The 15,578-nt window shown below is 63.6% G+C and carries 14 protein-coding genes; 7 read left to right on the top strand and 7 right to left on the bottom strand.

Going from position 1 to position 15,578, the window contains the following annotated elements; all coding sequences use genetic code 11:
- Positions 1-54: 54 nt before the first annotated feature.
- The 5 genes from G572_RS0118150 to G572_RS0118130 all read right to left on the bottom strand — a co-directional run bounded on the left by G572_RS0118150 (position 55) and on the right by G572_RS0118130 (position 4,832).
- Positions 55-900: an ABC transporter substrate-binding protein gene (locus G572_RS0118150; protein WP_029059686.1), complete on the bottom strand. Its 846-nt coding sequence runs from the start codon at positions 898-900 to the stop codon at positions 55-57.
- A gap of 17 nt (positions 901-917) precedes the next feature.
- Positions 918-1,724: an ATP-binding cassette domain-containing protein gene (locus G572_RS0118145; RefSeq protein WP_084650331.1), complete on the bottom strand. Its 807-nt coding sequence runs from the start codon at positions 1,722-1,724 to the stop codon at positions 918-920.
- Positions 1,717-2,424: an ABC transporter permease gene (locus G572_RS0118140; RefSeq protein ID WP_029059684.1), complete on the bottom strand. Its 708-nt coding sequence runs from the start codon at positions 2,422-2,424 to the stop codon at positions 1,717-1,719. The genes G572_RS0118145 and G572_RS0118140 overlap by 8 nt, the downstream gene beginning before the upstream one ends.
- A gap of 142 nt (positions 2,425-2,566) precedes the next feature.
- Positions 2,567-3,841 carry a sensor domain-containing diguanylate cyclase gene (locus tag G572_RS0118135; protein ID WP_029059683.1) on the bottom strand — a complete coding sequence of 425 codons (1,275 nt, stop codon included), beginning with the start codon at positions 3,839-3,841 and terminating at the stop codon, positions 2,567-2,569.
- A gap of 586 nt (positions 3,842-4,427) precedes the next feature.
- Positions 4,428-4,832: a DUF7282 domain-containing protein gene (locus tag G572_RS0118130; protein ID WP_029059682.1), complete on the bottom strand. Its 405-nt coding sequence runs from the start codon at positions 4,830-4,832 to the stop codon at positions 4,428-4,430.
- Between the two features lie 248 nt (positions 4,833-5,080).
- On the opposite strand from G572_RS0118130, the gene G572_RS0118125 reads away from it, so the two are divergent.
- The 3 genes from G572_RS0118125 to G572_RS0118115 all read left to right on the top strand — a co-directional run bounded on the left by G572_RS0118125 (position 5,081) and on the right by G572_RS0118115 (position 7,263).
- A complete protein-coding gene (locus G572_RS0118125) occupies positions 5,081-5,671 on the top strand; it encodes a sigma-70 family RNA polymerase sigma factor (protein WP_051242711.1) in 591 nt (196 codons plus the stop codon).
- Positions 5,668-6,357 (top strand): anti-sigma factor, encoded by a 690-nt coding sequence (locus G572_RS0118120; protein ID WP_029059680.1) that lies wholly within the window; start codon positions 5,668-5,670, stop codon positions 6,355-6,357. Before G572_RS0118125 ends, G572_RS0118120 begins: the two co-directional genes overlap by 4 nt.
- 381 nt (positions 6,358-6,738) lie before the next feature.
- Positions 6,739-7,263 (top strand): fasciclin domain-containing protein, encoded by a 525-nt coding sequence (locus G572_RS0118115; protein ID WP_037547618.1) that lies wholly within the window; start codon positions 6,739-6,741, stop codon positions 7,261-7,263.
- Between the two features lie 266 nt (positions 7,264-7,529).
- Here the strand turns inward: G572_RS0118115 and G572_RS0118110 are convergent, their stop codons facing one another.
- Positions 7,530-8,009, bottom strand: a complete 480-nt coding sequence (locus G572_RS0118110; RefSeq protein WP_029059678.1) for a MarR family winged helix-turn-helix transcriptional regulator — start codon at positions 8,007-8,009, stop codon at positions 7,530-7,532.
- A gap of 188 nt (positions 8,010-8,197) precedes the next feature.
- Here G572_RS0118110 and ectA point away from each other — a divergent pair, with 188 nt between their 5' ends.
- The 4 genes from ectA (at position 8,198) to G572_RS24605 (ending at position 12,235) form a co-directional block, all read left to right on the top strand.
- Entirely contained in the window at positions 8,198-8,743 is a 546-nt protein-coding gene (gene ectA, locus G572_RS0118105) for a diaminobutyrate acetyltransferase (RefSeq protein WP_029059677.1), read from the top strand.
- A 66-nt stretch (positions 8,744-8,809) separates the two neighbouring features.
- The gene (gene ectB, locus G572_RS0118100; protein ID WP_029059676.1) at positions 8,810-10,099 is read left to right on the top strand and encodes a diaminobutyrate--2-oxoglutarate transaminase; all 1,290 of its coding nucleotides are present in this window, start codon (positions 8,810-8,812) and stop codon (positions 10,097-10,099) included.
- Between the two features lie 6 nt (positions 10,100-10,105).
- Entirely contained in the window at positions 10,106-10,501 is a 396-nt protein-coding gene (locus G572_RS0118095) for an ectoine synthase (RefSeq protein ID WP_029059675.1), read from the top strand.
- A gap of 177 nt (positions 10,502-10,678) precedes the next feature.
- The gene (locus G572_RS24605; RefSeq protein ID WP_084650326.1) at positions 10,679-12,235 is read left to right on the top strand and encodes an aspartate kinase; all 1,557 of its coding nucleotides are present in this window, start codon (positions 10,679-10,681) and stop codon (positions 12,233-12,235) included.
- Between the two features lie 131 nt (positions 12,236-12,366).
- Here the strand turns inward: G572_RS24605 and G572_RS24600 are convergent, their stop codons facing one another.
- Positions 12,367-15,498, bottom strand: a complete 3,132-nt coding sequence (locus tag G572_RS24600) for a leucine-rich repeat domain-containing protein (RefSeq protein WP_051242709.1) — start codon at positions 15,496-15,498, stop codon at positions 12,367-12,369.
- Between the last annotated feature and the right edge of the window lie 80 nt (positions 15,499-15,578).

Here is a 15,578-nt window from a genome sequence, read left to right as displayed (position 1 = left end):
GGGCGCCCGGGGAGAGAGGGCCTGCGCCGGATCCGACCGGCGCAGGCTTGCCGATCAGCTGCCGGCGGGTGCGTTCGGGAAGAACAGCTGCTGGCCGTCCACCTTGTAGTTGGCGATGGCGGATTGGCCGTCTTCCGAAATCACCCAGTCGACGAAGGACTTGCCGAGTTCGCTTTTCACGTTCGGGTGCTTCTCGGCGTTGACCAGGATGATGCCGTACTGGTTGAACATGCGGTTGTCGCCCTCGACCGCGATCTCGTAGTCGCCCTTGTTGCCGAAGGCGATCCAGGTCGCACGGTCGGTCATGATGTAGGCGCCCATGCCCGTGCCCGTGTTGAGCGTCGCGCCCATGCCGGAGCCGGTTTCGCGGTACCAGTCGCCCGAGGCCTCGCCGACATCGATGCCGGCGTCCTTCCACAGGCGCAGTTCTGCCTTGTTGGTGCCGCTGTCGTCGCCGCGCGAGGCAAACGGCGCCTTGGTCGAGGCGATCTTGGTGAGTGCGTTGACGATGTCGGAGGATCCGGCGATGCCGGCGGGGTCGGACGGCGGTCCGACGATCACGAAGTCGTTGTACATGACGTCATGACGCTTCACGCCGTGACCGGCAGCGACGAATTTTTCCTCCGCCGGGCGAGCATGCACGAAAAGCACGTCGCCGTCGCCATTGGCTGCGTTCTTGATCGCCTGACCGGTTCCCACGGCAACGACGCGGACCTCGATGCCGGTCTTGTCGGTGAAGATCGGCAGCAGGTGGTCGAAAAGGCCGGAGTTCTGCGTCGAGGTCGTCGACTGCACGATGATGAAGTCATCGGCCGCCGCGACCGGCGCCGACAGTCCGGCCGACAGGGTTGCCGCAACGGTGCCGGCGAGGGCGAGGGAAAGGAACTGACGTCTGAACATGTGATGCTCCCGTGTGTTCAGGGTGTCGGGGATGGGGTCGAAGAGAGGTCGTCCAGATACAGACGCCCCTCCAGCCAGGCGCGCGCGGCGCCCGAGTTCGGGGTTTCAAGCACGCGGGCCGCCGGGCCGGTCTCGACCAGGCGTCCCCCATGCAGAAAGGCGATGTCGTCACCCAGGCGCCGCGCCTGGCCCTTGTCATGGGTGATCATGACGATGGTGATGCCGCGGGCATGGGCGGTGGCGATCAGGTTTTCGATCGCGAGCGTCGATGCGGGGTCGAGACTGGCGGTCGGTTCGTCCAGAAACAGCAGTCGCGGGGTGCAGGCGAGTGCGCGCGCCAGCGCAAGCCGCTGCTGTTCGCCGCCCGAAAGCACCCGCGCGGGATGTCTGGCCAGATCGCCGAGGCGCGCCTGCTCCAGCGCTTCCTCCACGCGCCGGCGGCGTTCCGTCCCGCCGATGCCGCGCACGGCCAGGGCAAACTGGAGGTTCGCGATCACCGACCGGCGCAACATCACCGGGCGCTGGAACACCATCGCCTGCTCGCGCATGGCCGCACGGTCGAGCGGTTTTCCCTGCCAGACGACCTCGCCGCCGGAGGGCGGCAGCAGCCCGTGCAGCAGACGCAGCAGCAGGCTTTTCCCGGCGCCGTTCGCGCCCATGACGACAAGGCGGCGGCCTTCGCGAATGTCGAGATCGACGGTGTCGACCAGCGGCTTGCCGTTCGGACAAAACGACAGCTTGCGGGCCTGCATCAGCAGTGGCGCTTGTGCGGCTTCGGGACTTGTCCGTCCGCCCTCGATCGTCTTCAGCCGTGCATCAGGCATAGGCGGACCTCACGGCGGAGGCGCGCAGTGCCATTACCGCGGCATTGACGATCACCGCGATTGCCAGAAGCACGACGCCCAGTGCCAGCGCGAGCTCGAGGTTTCCCTTCGACGTCTCCAGCGCAATGGTCGTCGTCATGACCCGGGTGACGTGATTGATGTTGCCGCCGACGATGATCACGGCGCCGACCTCGGCAACGGCCCGGCCAAAGCCGGCAAGCGCGACGGTCAGGAGGCTGTAGCGCGCGTCCCACAAAAGGGCAGCGATCCGGTCGAGCGGGCCGACGCCGAGCGAGGCGAACTGTTCGCTATATTCCGTTTGGAGATCCTCGATCACCTGGCGCGTCAGCGCCGCGACGATTGGCGTGACGAGGATGGTCTGGGCGATGATCATCGCCGTCGGTGTGTAGAGCAGTCGCAACGGGCCGAGCGGCCCGGCAGCGGACAGCATCAGATAGACAACGAGGCCGACGACGACGGGCGGAAGCCCCATCAGCGCGTTCAGGAAAACGGTCACGACGGCGCGCCCGGGAAAGCGGAACGCACCGACAAGCGCACCGAACGGCAGGCCGATCGCACAGGCAATGATCACTGCGCTCAGCGTGACGCGCAGCGACAGCGTGATGATCTCGATCAGGTCGCCATCGGCCAAAAGGATCAGGCCGATGGCCTCCGCAAGCGTTGTCCCGAAATCTTGCATGAATGCATTTTCTCCGTCCTCGCGGAAATAATGCATAAAAATGCGCGATAATCTACAGGCGATGAGAGGGTGGCCGGACTTTGAGCCCGGATCCCCTGGACATCTTCCTGTCGGGTTCGAAACCCGCCGGGCGTGCCGGGGGTCAGGCCGGGTTCAGGTCGCGGTTTCGTTTGTCACGGTAAAGCAGCTTGTCGGCACGCAGGATCATCTCCTCCGCCTCGATCGTCCCGTCTGTTTCCTGCAGGCCGACGCTGAAGGAGACTGCGATGTCGGGTATCGATAGCTTTCTGGCCGAGCTGTTCAGGGTCGCGCGAACGCGGTCCACGATTGCGGCCGCGGCCGCTTCCCCGGTTTCCGGCCAGATCACCATGAATTCGTCGCCGCCCCAGCGCCCGAGCGTGTCGACATCGCGCAGGTTTGCCTGGACACAATGCGTGAAGGCGGTGAGAACCTCGTCGCCGACGTGGTGACCGTGAGTGTCGTTGATTTCCTTGAAGCCGTTGAGGTCGATCATCGCGACCGTCATCAGATGATCGAAGCGGCGGCAGCGCTCGACCTCGTCGCGCAGGATCTTGGACAGCTGGCGGCGATTGTAGACGCCGGTAAGGGGGTCCTTGATTGCGGCGCGCTGCAATTCGTCGATCAGTTTCGCGCGTTCGGAAATGTCGCGCACAACGGCGGTGTATTCGACCTCTTCGCCGACCTTGATCTTGGCGATGGTGACCTCGGCGGGAAATTCGGTTCCGTCCGAGCGCAGCCCCATGACCGCGACACGCGATTCCATCGGTCGCGAATTGATCGGCGAGCGGCCGAAGCCGTCGAGGTAACCCGAATGACGGTCGCGGAAACGGGAGGGGATCAGCGATTCCAGTGCCCGCCCGACGGCGTCTTCCTGCTCGATCTTGAAAATCTCGCAAGCGGCGCTGTTGAACAAGACGATGCGATGGTCGCGGTCGACGGAGATGATGCCGTCGTAAGCGGCCTCCACGACTGCTTCGAAACGGCTTCGCGACTGACTCAAAGACGCTTCCAGAAGCTTTTTCTCGGTGATGTCGATGCAGGTGTTCAGGACGCGGTGCGTTGCGCCTTCTCCCGACAGGATGGGAGCATAGACCAGGCGCCACCAGGAGACCCGCCCGCCGCGATCGATCACGATTTCCGTCTCCGTCGTGCTCTGCGTCACGAGGCACTCGGTGATCCGCTCCGAAAGCGAGACAATCAGATACCGGGGAAACACGTCGGAGAGCCGTGCGCCGGCGATGTTGTCCGTGTCGCGATCGAGCATCGTCGCGAAGGGCCGGTTGGCCGCCAGGATGTTGAAATTGTCACGTGAGTCGGCGCTGAAGATCGCAGCACTTGCCCCGATCGCGTTGACAAGGGACGTGAGGGACTTCTGATCGTCGGGAACAAATGCCATTCAGGGACTCTCAACTGATGGGCGAAGGAAATCTCGGGGTGGGGGGGGGCTAAAAACCGGGCTGGCAATAATTAATTTAACTGTAAAAATTAACCATACCCTAAACGAAAAAAATGATATCCTCATTGTATATATTGGCATTTTACCGATTGCCGGTGCCGGCCCGTGCATAATGTCCGACGAGTATATTTATTTTTATATATTCGCAATTAAATAAAATTATTGATCGAGGAACAGTGTTTGGCGGGGAGAAGCAACCCCGGAGCGAATGCCGGATTCGGAAACGTTGACATTCGTGCTTGGCAAAACGCCGGGTTTTTTTGAAAAACACACCGGAAACACCGAACGACGACGGTAGCCTTTCGGGCTTTTCCCGGCCGGCCTTGCGGCTGGGCGGCTGCGCGGGCATGCATGCGCCCGGCATCAGGTCGATGCGCCGGGCCATGGTGAGGGCCGCGATCTTCAAAACGGAAAAGGGAACGAAAAAGGCGCGCCTTGCGGGCGCCTTTTTCGTTCGGTCGCGCGGGGCCGGGAGGGGAAGCCGATGGGGCAGATGCACCCCGCGCGACCGGCTTGGCGCGCGGGCTTATTGTGCGGTGACGATGGTCATCACCAGCTTGCCGTCGACCTTGACCGGGCCGTCTTCCTTGGCGCCAAGCGTGTACTCGAAGGCGCCGGTTTTCATGCCGCCGTCTTCGCCGTGGACCATGAGCATCAGCTTGTCGCCGGGAGCGACCGGCTCGCTGAGGATCGCGGCCACGTCATTCGTTTCGCCGGCGCGGATCGGCGCGTGGCCGACGACGGGGCCGGGCTTGTTGCCGTCCGTGCGGTGCACCACCAGCCAGCCGTTCTTGTCCGCGGTGACCTTGTCGGCGGACACGATGCCGTTGGCGACCGACTGGTCCATCGCCTCGACGCCCATCATGTGGTCATCGGCGGAGGCGGCGCCTGCGGCGGCGACCAGGGCGAGGGAGAGAAGAATGCGCTTCATGACGTCTCCTGCTTTTGCTTGCGAAAAAGATTCGGAAGAAGCGACGGTGTTTCACCGTGCTCAGGGGAGTTACCGCCCCCGGACCCAAAAGGTTTCACCGGCCTTGAAAAAAATGTCCTTGCCGGGCTCGGGGCGTCCTCGCCGGTCGCAGGGCTGTGCCGGCCCCTGACGATCGGCTTGCCAACTCTCGACAATCGACAGACACGTTGTTTCTTGTCATAGGTTGTGCAGACGGGAGTTCGAGCCGAATGACAATTGCTTCTGGTGCATCTGCCGATGCGACATCTTCCAAGGTCGACCTTGCCGGGCTGCTCGACGCGGTCTCCGTCGGCGACCGAATGGCGTTCCGCGACCTTTATGGGCGAACGAGCACGAAACTTTTCGGCGTGGTGCTTGGTATCTGCAAGGACCGGACGCTTTCCGAGGATGTCATGCAGGAGGCCTATCTCCGGGTCTGGCGGTACGCGGACGGGTTTGACGCCTCGCGCGCCTCTCCGGTGACCTGGCTTGCGACCATCGCCCGCAACGCCGCGATCGACGCGGTGCGCGCGCGCGGACGAACGAGCCCGGTTTTCGACGGTGCGCGGGACGAGAACGAGGAGGATCCGATGATGCGGGTCGCGGATCCGACCGAACATCCCGCGCCCTGGGATCTTGAAGCGCTCAGGACCTGTCTTGCCGGGCTTGAGGCCGAGCATCGGCGGTGCGTCCTGCTCGCCTATTACGAAGGCTATTCCCGCGAGGATCTGAGCGAGCGTTTCGACCGCCCGGTCGGGACGATCAAGACGTGGCTGTATCGAGGGCTGTCCGCTCTCAAAGCGTGTTTGGGCACCACATGACGGACGACGAATGCACGGCACTGGCCGGGGAATATGTTCTTGGCACGCTTTCTTCCGCGGACCGGCGCCAGGTTGAGCGTCTGCGTGTCTCCGACACACGGCTCGACGGCGAGATAGAGGCCTGGGAAGCGCGTCTTTCACCGCTTTCGCAGACCTTCGAGGACGTCTCCGTCCCGGATGGCGTGCTTGCGCGCATCGAGGCGGAGCTCGATCGCGAGGCCGTGACGGTGTCCATCGAGGACGCACCGCGGGGCGGGCATGGCCGGGCGCGTCTTGCCTATGCCGCAGCGGTGGTCGCGCTGATGATCGGCCTGGGGTCCGGCTACTATGTGCGCGACGTGCTGCCGCCGCCGGCGGATGACTCCTATATCGCGGTGGTCAACCGCGATGCCGGGCTTCCGGCGCTGATCGTTCGGGTCGACCTTGCCGGACGGCAGGTCAGCGTGCGCCCCGTTTCGGCGGAGAAGCCCGCGGACAACGATCTTGAGCTCTGGTACGTCGGCCCGGAAGAAGCGCCACGCTCGCTCGGTGTGATCGATGTGGCGACACCGCTCAAGGCCGACCTGGGGCAGGGCGCAATCGCGCCCGACGGCGTGCTTGCCGTCAGCCTCGAGCCGCGCGGCGGATCGCCAACCGGCGCGCCGACCGGCCCCGTGGTCTATTCCGGCCAGTTGATCCGCGAATAAGCGCAAGGCGCGCAGCCGGAGGGTGCGAGGGCCGCGCTTTCACGCTGCGGCCCGGCTGTGATGCCAAGGGGCAAACGCGCCGCCGCGTCATCGCGGTCCGTGCCTTCGCCCCGTCCGGGAGGACGGCTGTCGAAGGCGCTGCAAACAAACCGGGGCCGTGCCGCCAGGTGCGGTCCTTTTCGTGTCCGCAGCCGGTGTGCGCGCCCCGTTCACGTGGGTGTGATCGTCCGCTGCGAAACTTTCCCCGCCCGTGCCCGGTAACTCTCCTGACCGCGCCGACCGACAGGGTCGTCAGCCGCGGTGTTTCAAGTTTCGATTTGACAGGAGAGATCTATGATCACCGAATTCAAGACGATCGCATCCACGACGGCAATCGCCGCGATGCTCACCGCTGCCGTCGCCGTGGGGGCCGCCGAGGCCTCCAACCCGATGGTTGGCGGCGCGGAAATGTATGCCGACAAGACGATCGTGGAAAACGCCGTCAACTCGAAGGATCACACCACGCTGGTCGCGGCGGTGAAGGCTGCCGGCCTCGTCGAGACGCTTCAGGGCGAAGGACCGTTTACCGTGTTCGCGCCCACCAACGAGGCCTTTGCGGAACTGCCGGCCGGCACTGTCGAAACCCTGCTGAAGCCTGAGAACAAGGACCAGCTCACGAAGATCCTGACCTGCCACGTGGTGGCCGCGGACGCGATGTCCGATGCCATCAACAAGATGATCGCCGATGACGGCGGCGCCCATCCGGTCAAGACGGTCGGCGGCTGCGAGTTCACCGCCCGCACCAAGGACGGAAAGATCATGATCGAGGATGGCCAGGGCAACATGGCCACCGTCACGATTGCGGATGTCGACCAGTCGAACGGCGTCATCCACGTGATCGACGGCGTGCTTCTGCCGAAGTCGTAATCGGTCCTGTCTACGGCCCGCCGTCAGGAATGAGGGCGGGCCGGCCGGCCGCGCGGGGCGACATCGCTTGCCTCTTGCCCCGTGCGGTCGGGTTTTCGCGAACCCCTGCCAGGCCGCACGTCAAGTCGTGTGGCCTTTTGCATGTTCGCCAGATCTGTCCTGCGGAAAAGCGGATCGCTTCGATGCGTCGCCGGCATAGCGATATTGCGATGCGAGCGGGGTGCAAGGGCCGGGTGCAAGGGACTGTTCCCCGGGCCGCGCCCTCGCTACTGCTTGCGGTCGACCGCGCCCACGTCGAGCATCGGAGAGGCGTCGATCGTGCCGGCGTTCAGCATGGAGCCGACCTTTTCCAGGACGGCGACGATCATGGCCTGTTCCCAGTCCTGCAGCCGATGGAACTGCGAGGCGAAAACCTCCTGCAGGGCATCGGGAGCGGTGTCGAGCGTTTCGCGTCCGGCATCCGTGGCCGTGACCCAGACCACGCGCCGGTCGATCTCGCCGCGCGTGCGCTTCACCAGGCCACGGGCCTCGAGCTTGTCCAGCAGCGAGGTGGCGGTCGCCTGCCCGACACCGGCGCGCGCGGCGATCCCCTTCGGCGAAATCTCGTCCGACTCGGCCACGATCGACAGCACGATGAATTGCGGCGTTGTCAGACCCGTCGCGCGCGCGAGTGTGCGCGCGTTCAACTCTGTTGCCCGCAGGATGCGCCGCAGCGCGATGAGACTGGTCTGGACCCGGTTTTCCATGAAATGGCTCTTTGACGCGATTCCCCGTTAGGTAGCAGACTAATTATTATTCGATAAGCGAATTTTTTGACCGTCGTAGGGTATGGGAAACGCTTGGTTTTCCGCCGTTTTGCCAATTTTTTTGGCGCTTGAGGTTGAAAACTAGTTCGATAAACGTAATATCCCTCTCGAACAGACAAGAGGATTCCATGTCCCTTACCCCGATTAAATCCGCTCGCCGGAAGGACGACGACGTCGTCTTTCGAAAGCCGACCGCCGAAGATGGAGCCAATATTTGGCGCCTGATCGGCGAATGCGGCCCTCTCGACGAAAATTCCATGTACTGCAATCTCTTGCAGTGCGACCACTTCGCCGACACCTGTGTCGTCGCCGAACGCAAGAGCGACGGCGAGATTGTCGGCTGGGTGTCTGCCTACATCATCCCCGATCAGCCGGACACGGTCTTCGTGTGGCAGGTCGCGGTCGCGGAAGCGGCCCAGGGGCAGGGGCTTGGCAAGCGTGTGCTCGCCGAGTTGCTGAACAGGGATGCCTGTTCCGAGGTTCGGCACCTGAAAACCACGATCACCTCCGACAATGATGCCAGCTGGGCATTGTTCACGTCTCTCGCGCGCCGCCGTGATGCGAAGCTGCTGCGTGAGCCGTATTTCCGTCGCGATGCGCACTTCGATGGCGAACACGCCACCGAGCACATGGTGACACTGCGCTTCGAGGAGAGGGCGCGCAGCGCTGCGTGACGCGCGCCGCCGCCACTTCATTCTCCCAAGCTCTTCTCAGCATGAGACATCTCGAAAGGATGCGACATGACGACCGTCAACACTGACGACCGTACGATTTTCGCGCGCCGCGAGTCGGAAGCCCGCAGCTATTGCCGCAGCTTCCCCACGGTGTTCACCAAGGCCTCCGGCGCTCTTCTCAGCGACGGCGAAGGCCGCGAGTACATCGATTTTCTCGCCGGCTGCTCCTCGCTGAACTACGGGCACAACGACCCGGACATGAAGCAGGCGCTGATCGACTATATCAGCGCCGATGGCGTGACCCATGGCCTCGACATGCACACGCGGGCCAAGGCGGAGTTCCTCGGCGCGTTCGAGAAGCACATTCTCGAGCCGCGCGGCATGGACCACAAGGTCATGTTCATGGGGCCGACCGGCGCCAACGCTGTCGAGGCCGCGCTGAAGCTTGCCCGCAAGGTGACCAAGCGCACCAATGTCATCACCTTCACCAATGGGTTCCATGGCGTGACGCTGGGCGCCCTGTCGGCGACCGGCAACGGCTACCACCGTGGTGGCGGTGGCGTGTCGCTTCCGGACGTTACGCGCATGCCCTTCGACAACTACCTGAAGTCGGGTGGCGATGCGGCCGACCTGCTGGAAGCCATGCTGAGCGATCCGTCGGGCGGCATCGATGCGCCGGCCGCGATCCTGCTCGAAACCGTCCAGGGCGAGGGCGGCCTCAATGCCGCGAGCGCCGAATGGGTCCGCCGCGTCGAGCAGATCGCGCGCGACAATGGTGCGCTGTTCATCATCGACGACATCCAGGCCGGTGTCGGTCGCACGGGCAGCTTCTTCAGCTTCGAGGAGATGGGCGTGTCTCCGGACCTCGTCACGATGGCCAAGTCGCTTTCGGGATACGGTCTTCCGTTCGCCGCGCTGCTGATCAAGCCGGAGTATGACATCTTCGGTCCGGCGGAGCACAACGGCACGTTCCGCGGCAACAATCATGCCTTCGTGACGGCCCGTGTCGCCATCGAGAAATACTGGTCCGACGATGCCTTCCAGAAGAGCGTCAACGAGCGGGCCGAGCTTCTCGAAAAGCGCCTGGAGAAGGTGCGCGCCATGTTGCCGAATGCGCGTCTCAAGGGGCGCGGCATGATGCGCGGCGTCGATGTCGGATCCGGCGAGCTTGCCAGCGACATTTGTGCGCGCTGTTTCGAGCACGGTCTGATCATTGAAACGTCGGGTGCCTACGATGAAGTCGTCAAGGTGCTGGCGCCGTTGAATATCGACAAGGCGCTGTTTGAGCGCGGCCTCGACATCCTCGAGGAAGCGGTCGCGAGCAGCGTCCAGTCCACAAGCATTGCTGCGGAGTAAGAAAGTATGATTGTCCGGGATTTTCACGAAGCCAAGAAGACCGACCGAAGGGTCGCTGCCGGAAACTGGGAAAGCGTTCGCCTGTTGCTCAAGGACGACAACATGGGCTTCAGCTTTCACATCACGACGATCAAGGCGGGAAGTGAGAGCCAGTTTCATTACAAGCATCACTTCGAAAGCGTCTATTGCGTCTCGGGAGACGGAGCGATCACCGATCTCGCCACCGGCGAGACGCATGAGATCCGCCCCGGCGTGATGTATGCGCTCGACAAGCACGACAAGCACATCCTGCGCGGCGGCAAGGAGGACATGATCCTCGCCTGCGTGTTCAATCCGCCGGTCACCGGCAACGAGGTGCACCGCGAGGACGGCTCCTACGCGCCGGAAAACGAGGCCGTCTGAGGCGGCTGAACGACAATGGGGGAGACGGCATCGTCGTCGTCTTCCCTTCAAGGATGCAATGCACGGCGGCGCTTGCGCCGTCTGCCTCGGGGCCGCCCAGACAGGCCCCCGGTCGCTGGTCCGCGAAAGGGCACGCCCGCAGCCGGACAATGATCAACAAAAGGGTTTGATCCGACAATGACCAACTTCAATGAACAGACCGGTTCTTCTTCTCACCAGGCCGCCCCGGTGGATGCAGCGACGCCTTCGCCGGCCGGCGCGCACACCGTTGAAAAGATCGGCGGCACCTCGATGAGCCGCGCCCGCGAGCTTGTCGACACGATCCTGGTCGGCAATCGCGGCGAGGACGACCTGTACAACCGTGTCTTCGTGGTGTCGGCCTTCGGCGGCATCACCAACAAGCTCTTGGAAGACAAGAAGACCGGCAAGCCGGGCGTTTATGCGCTGTTTGCGGATGCCGACGAGGATCACGGCTGGATGGAGGCCCTGAACGACGTCGCGCGCGAGATGTATCGCATCAACGGCGAGATTTTCGATGAATCCGCCGACCGCGATTCCGCCGACGAATTCGTGCGCGAGCGCATCGAGGGCGCGCGCGGCTGCCTTCTCGATCTGCAGCGTCTGTGCTCCTACGGTCATTTCAACCTGTCGGAACACATGATGACGACGCGCGAGTTGCTGTCGGGCCTGGGCGAGGCGCATTCGGCCAACAGCCTGACGCTGCTCCTGCGCCGCCACAACGTCAACGCGCGGTTCGTCGACCTTTCGGGCTGGCGCGACGAGAGCCAGCCGAGCCTCGACGAGCGCATCGAGACGGCGTTCTCAAAGATCGACGTAGGCCGCGAGCTGGCGATCGTTACGGGCTATGCCCAGTGCCGCGAAGGCCTGATGCGGGAGTATGACCGGGGTTACTCCGAGGTTACTTTCGCGCAGATCGCCGCCCTGTCGGGTGCCCGCGAGGCGATCATTCACAAGGAGTTCCATCTCTCCAGCGCCGATCCGCGCCTGGTGGGAACGGATGCGGTGCGCAAGATCGGCCGGACGAACTACGACGTCGCCGATCAGCTGTCCAACATGGGCATGGAGGCAATCCACCCCAACGCCGCCAAGACGCTTCGCCAGGCGGGCGTGCCGCTGCGCGTCACCAATGCGTTCGAGCCGGAGGATCCGGGCACGCTGATCGACGCCGAACCGGCGGAAACGCCGGGCGTGGAGATGGTCACCGGCATTCCGGTCACCTCCTTTGAGCTGTTCGAGCAGGATATGGTCGGCGTGAAAGGCTATGACGCCGCGATTCTCGACGTGCTGACGCGCCACAACGTGCGGATTGTGTCCAAGGTGTCGAACGCCAACTCGATCGTGCACCACGTCGAGGCGCCGCTGAAGCTCTTGAAGCGGGTCGAGCAGGACCTGATGAAGCGCTATCCGTCCGCGCGGATCGCCACCCGTCGCTCGGCCATCGTGTCGGTGATCGGGCGCGACCTGACCGGTCTCAGCGTCATGCTGCAGGGCCTGCAGGCGCTCGACGCCGCCGGCATCGAGGTGATCTCCTCGCAGGACACCGGCCGCAAGGTGGACGTCCAGTTCGTCGTCGGCGGCAAGGACAAGGACAAGGCGGTCAAGGCGCTGCACCAGGCTTTTTGCGAAGGTGACGCCAACGCATTGAGTCCGGCCGCAACCGATGACACCGGTGCCGACACCAGCAGGCCCGCAGCGCTGTCGCAGGCGGCCTGAGAGGCAATTTGAGGCGGAAACGGCCTCAGCAAAAGACAGGAACGAAACGGCGCGGGAGATGGCCTCCCGCGTCGTTTTGCGTTTGGGAAAGGCGCTGTGGGCGTTGCGCATGGTCCGTCGCTCAGGACGGGTCAATCACCCTCGTTCGGCGGATCGTCGAAGCCCCATTTCAGGAAACCGTCGAAATCGCGCGGCTGCACCCTGTCGGCGATTGTCGACAGGATGTCGCCGGTTGAATGGGCGAACTCGCGCATGCGCCGCAAAGCTGCCTGATCCTTCTCCGGCAGCAGATGCGCGCCATGCTCCTTGACGAGACCGTTGAACCGTTCGAATTCGGCCTCCCAGTGCGCGGCGTGCGTGAGCCGTCCGGCCGGGCTCCAGATGTCGACCGTCCCGACCGTGAACACGCGGACGCGGTCCATGAAGGCGTCGTCGTCGCGTCGCGCGGTGCGCCAGATCTCCGACAGTTCGAACATGCAATTGGGTGACGTCAGGTATTTGTCGCTCAGGAACACGAAGACACGGTCCCCGCCGCCGATGCGCTTCATGAATTTCGGGATGCTGTCGCCGAAGCCGAGATTGGCCTTGTCGCGGATGATGTGAATGCCGCGCCCTTCATACGCCTCGCAAAGACGGTCGACGCCGGCCTCGCGGTCGCGCCCCTCGGGCGTCTTGTCATCCGCCCAAGCATAGGACACGAAGCATTCGGGGACGTCCGACCCGGGTTGCGAAAACGCCAGGGCGGGCTCTTCCTGTGCGCTTCGGAGACGAGCCCGCATCTCATCTCCCTCGATGTCGAGCGAAATGCCAAATCGTGCGGCCTCCCGTTCTATCGTCTCGACCAGGAGCTCCACTGCAACCGGGCTGAGCGTGGACGAGTCGTCCTGCGGGCGCAGGCGCAGGACGATGCGTCCGCCCCAGCTGTCCGGTCCGGAGCGCATCTGTTCGATCAGGATGTGCGTGCCCGATCCCGCTTCGAAGACGGAGAGCCCGCTTGCCCAGTAGTCGCCGTCGATGCCGGCCCGTTGTCCGATTTTCGAGATGATGCCGCGGATGAGCGTCTCGGGCAGGACATCGCAGGCGAACTCGATTTCTCGCTCCCGCTCGCTCTCGACCTCCCACAGTCGCGTCACGTGGCCCGGACGCCCTGCGGGCAGAAGTTCCGGCGCGATATACTCGGTCGTGTCGGGATCGAGGTCATGGGCGGTGCGATGCGCAAAGCAGATCCCGCAGCTTTGCATCATCGACAGGAACAGCCGCTGCTCCTCGAGCGAATAGGTCGCGTCCCACAGATACAGCCCCAGATCCTGCCGGTTGAAGCGCCCGCCCGCGTTCTTGAGCGCGCGGTAGCACAGCTCCCGGTGGAAGACGGCATAGATCGCTTCCAGCGCCCATTGCTGATCGAGGATGATCTTGTCGTGCAGGATGCCGTCCCGGTGGAACACGGTTCCCGCGTTATGCAGGAACTTCAGGAGCATCGCCGGGTCTGAGACAGTGCCGGTCCTCTCGCATAGCTGCCGATAGGCCGTGTAGCTCAGCGTCTGGTGCTTGCGTTTGTTGGCGGGTCGCCCGCTGTCTTCTGCCTGCCAGGCCTCGATCTGTGCCTTCACGCTTGCGCGACCCGGCCCGATCAGGGGCGGGTTGAAGTACGTATAGGCCCGGTTCAAAGCCTCCTTGAGGCTTGCAAATCCGTGACCCTCGCGCGCACTGGTATGAAGGGCGCGCTTGAAACCGGAAAACGCCTCGAGGGCGTCCCGGGCCGCCTCCGGAAGACCGCGCTCATCCTTGATCTCGTCGCATTGCGTCTGCACGACGAGAACGGGCGCATCGACGCCGGCGAACTGGCGCACGTGATCGAGCCAATAGGCGAGCGGATAATTGCGAAAGCGCAGGCCGTCATACTCATGGGTTGCGCTGTCTTCCATCTCCGGGGTCCAGCAGATGATGAAGACCGCGCGGCTGCGCAGGAAGAGCGCATGCGTGCCGTGATAGATATCCTGTCCGCCGAAATCCCAGACATGAAACCGCGCGGGATCGCCGGCGGCACGCTCCGGAACGGGGAGATCGGCCACGAGAATGCCGTGGGTGGAATCCGCATTTTCCTCGAAGGCCGCACCGCGCAACCGGCGCAAGACCTGGGTTTTTCCCACGCGCCCGTTGCCGAGGATCATGAGCTTGGCATCGGTCATCTCGACCGGCGTGTCGCCGAGATCGGCGAGATGGGCGCGCAACGAATCGAGACAGTTGTCGCCATAGCTGGAGGAGAGGACTTCCGACGGGATCCCCGGGATGCTCGTTCGAAAAAGATGGAGGTTTTCCAGCGCGTTCCCCATCCAGACGTGGTGCGGTGGCGGGACCTCGATTTGTGCTTCGCAGCAAACAAGGCGCCGCAGCGCCGTCAGGCCCGAGAGCGGGGTGAGATCGGTGACTTTCGTGTCGGAGCAGACAAGGCTCTGCAGCGCGGTGAGCCCGGTGAGCGGGGCAAGGTCAGCCACCGGGGTTTCGAAGAATTCGAAGCTTTGCAGCGACGTCAGTCCCTTGAGCGGTGTGAGGTCGGCCACCTTCGTGACGGAACAGTCGAGGCTTTGCAGTGCGGTCATTCCCGTGAGCGGAGTGAGGTCGTCCACCTTCGTGCCGGAGCAGCTGAGGCTCTTCAGCGCGGTCAGGCCTTTGAGCGGAGTGAGGTCGGCCACCTTCGTGCTGAAGCAGGCGAGGCTCTGCAGCGCGGTCAGGCCTGTGAGCGGAGTGAGGTCGGCCACCTTCGTGCTGAAGCAGGCGAGGCTCTGCAGCGCGGTCAGGCCTGTGAGCGGAGTGAGGTCGGCCACCTTCGTGACGGAACAGTCGAGGCTTTGCAGTGCGGTCATTCCCGTGAGCGGAGTGAGGTCGTCCACCTTCGTGTCGTAGCAGTCGAGGTTCTGCAGCGCGGTCAGGCCGGTGAGCGGAGTGAGGTCGGTCACTTCGGTGTAGGAGCAGTCGAGCTCTTCCAGGTGCGGCAGCGCAGAGGAGAGAGCATTCGGCAATGCGCGGAACGCGTTGCATGATTCTGTGTCGGAAAGCTCAACGACCGGCTTTTTGCGGGCGTCTGCCGCAAGGCCGAGGTAAAGCCGTTTCAGCCATGTCAGCTCCAAGATCTCTTCCGGGACGTCCTGCAAGGCGAGGCCGCCAAGGTCGAGGTCTTCGCTTCTGTCGGTCTTGCATATCGCGATCCGGCGCAGAGCCTCCTCGGTCCCGGAAGCCGAGGCGGCGTGATCTCGGTCGCGCAAGGCAAGACCCCCTCAATGCTTGAATCGAATGACGAATTCAAAGCATACAGCCGGAAGTCCACGCAATGGAACGGGAAACG

Origin of the sequence: Stappia stellulata DSM 5886, assembly GCF_000423705.1 — a bacterium.
Lineage (GTDB): Bacteria > Pseudomonadota > Alphaproteobacteria > Rhizobiales > Stappiaceae > Stappia > Stappia stellulata.
Note: the sequence above shows the minus strand (reverse complement) of the source record. Positions and strands in the feature narration are given on the sequence as shown.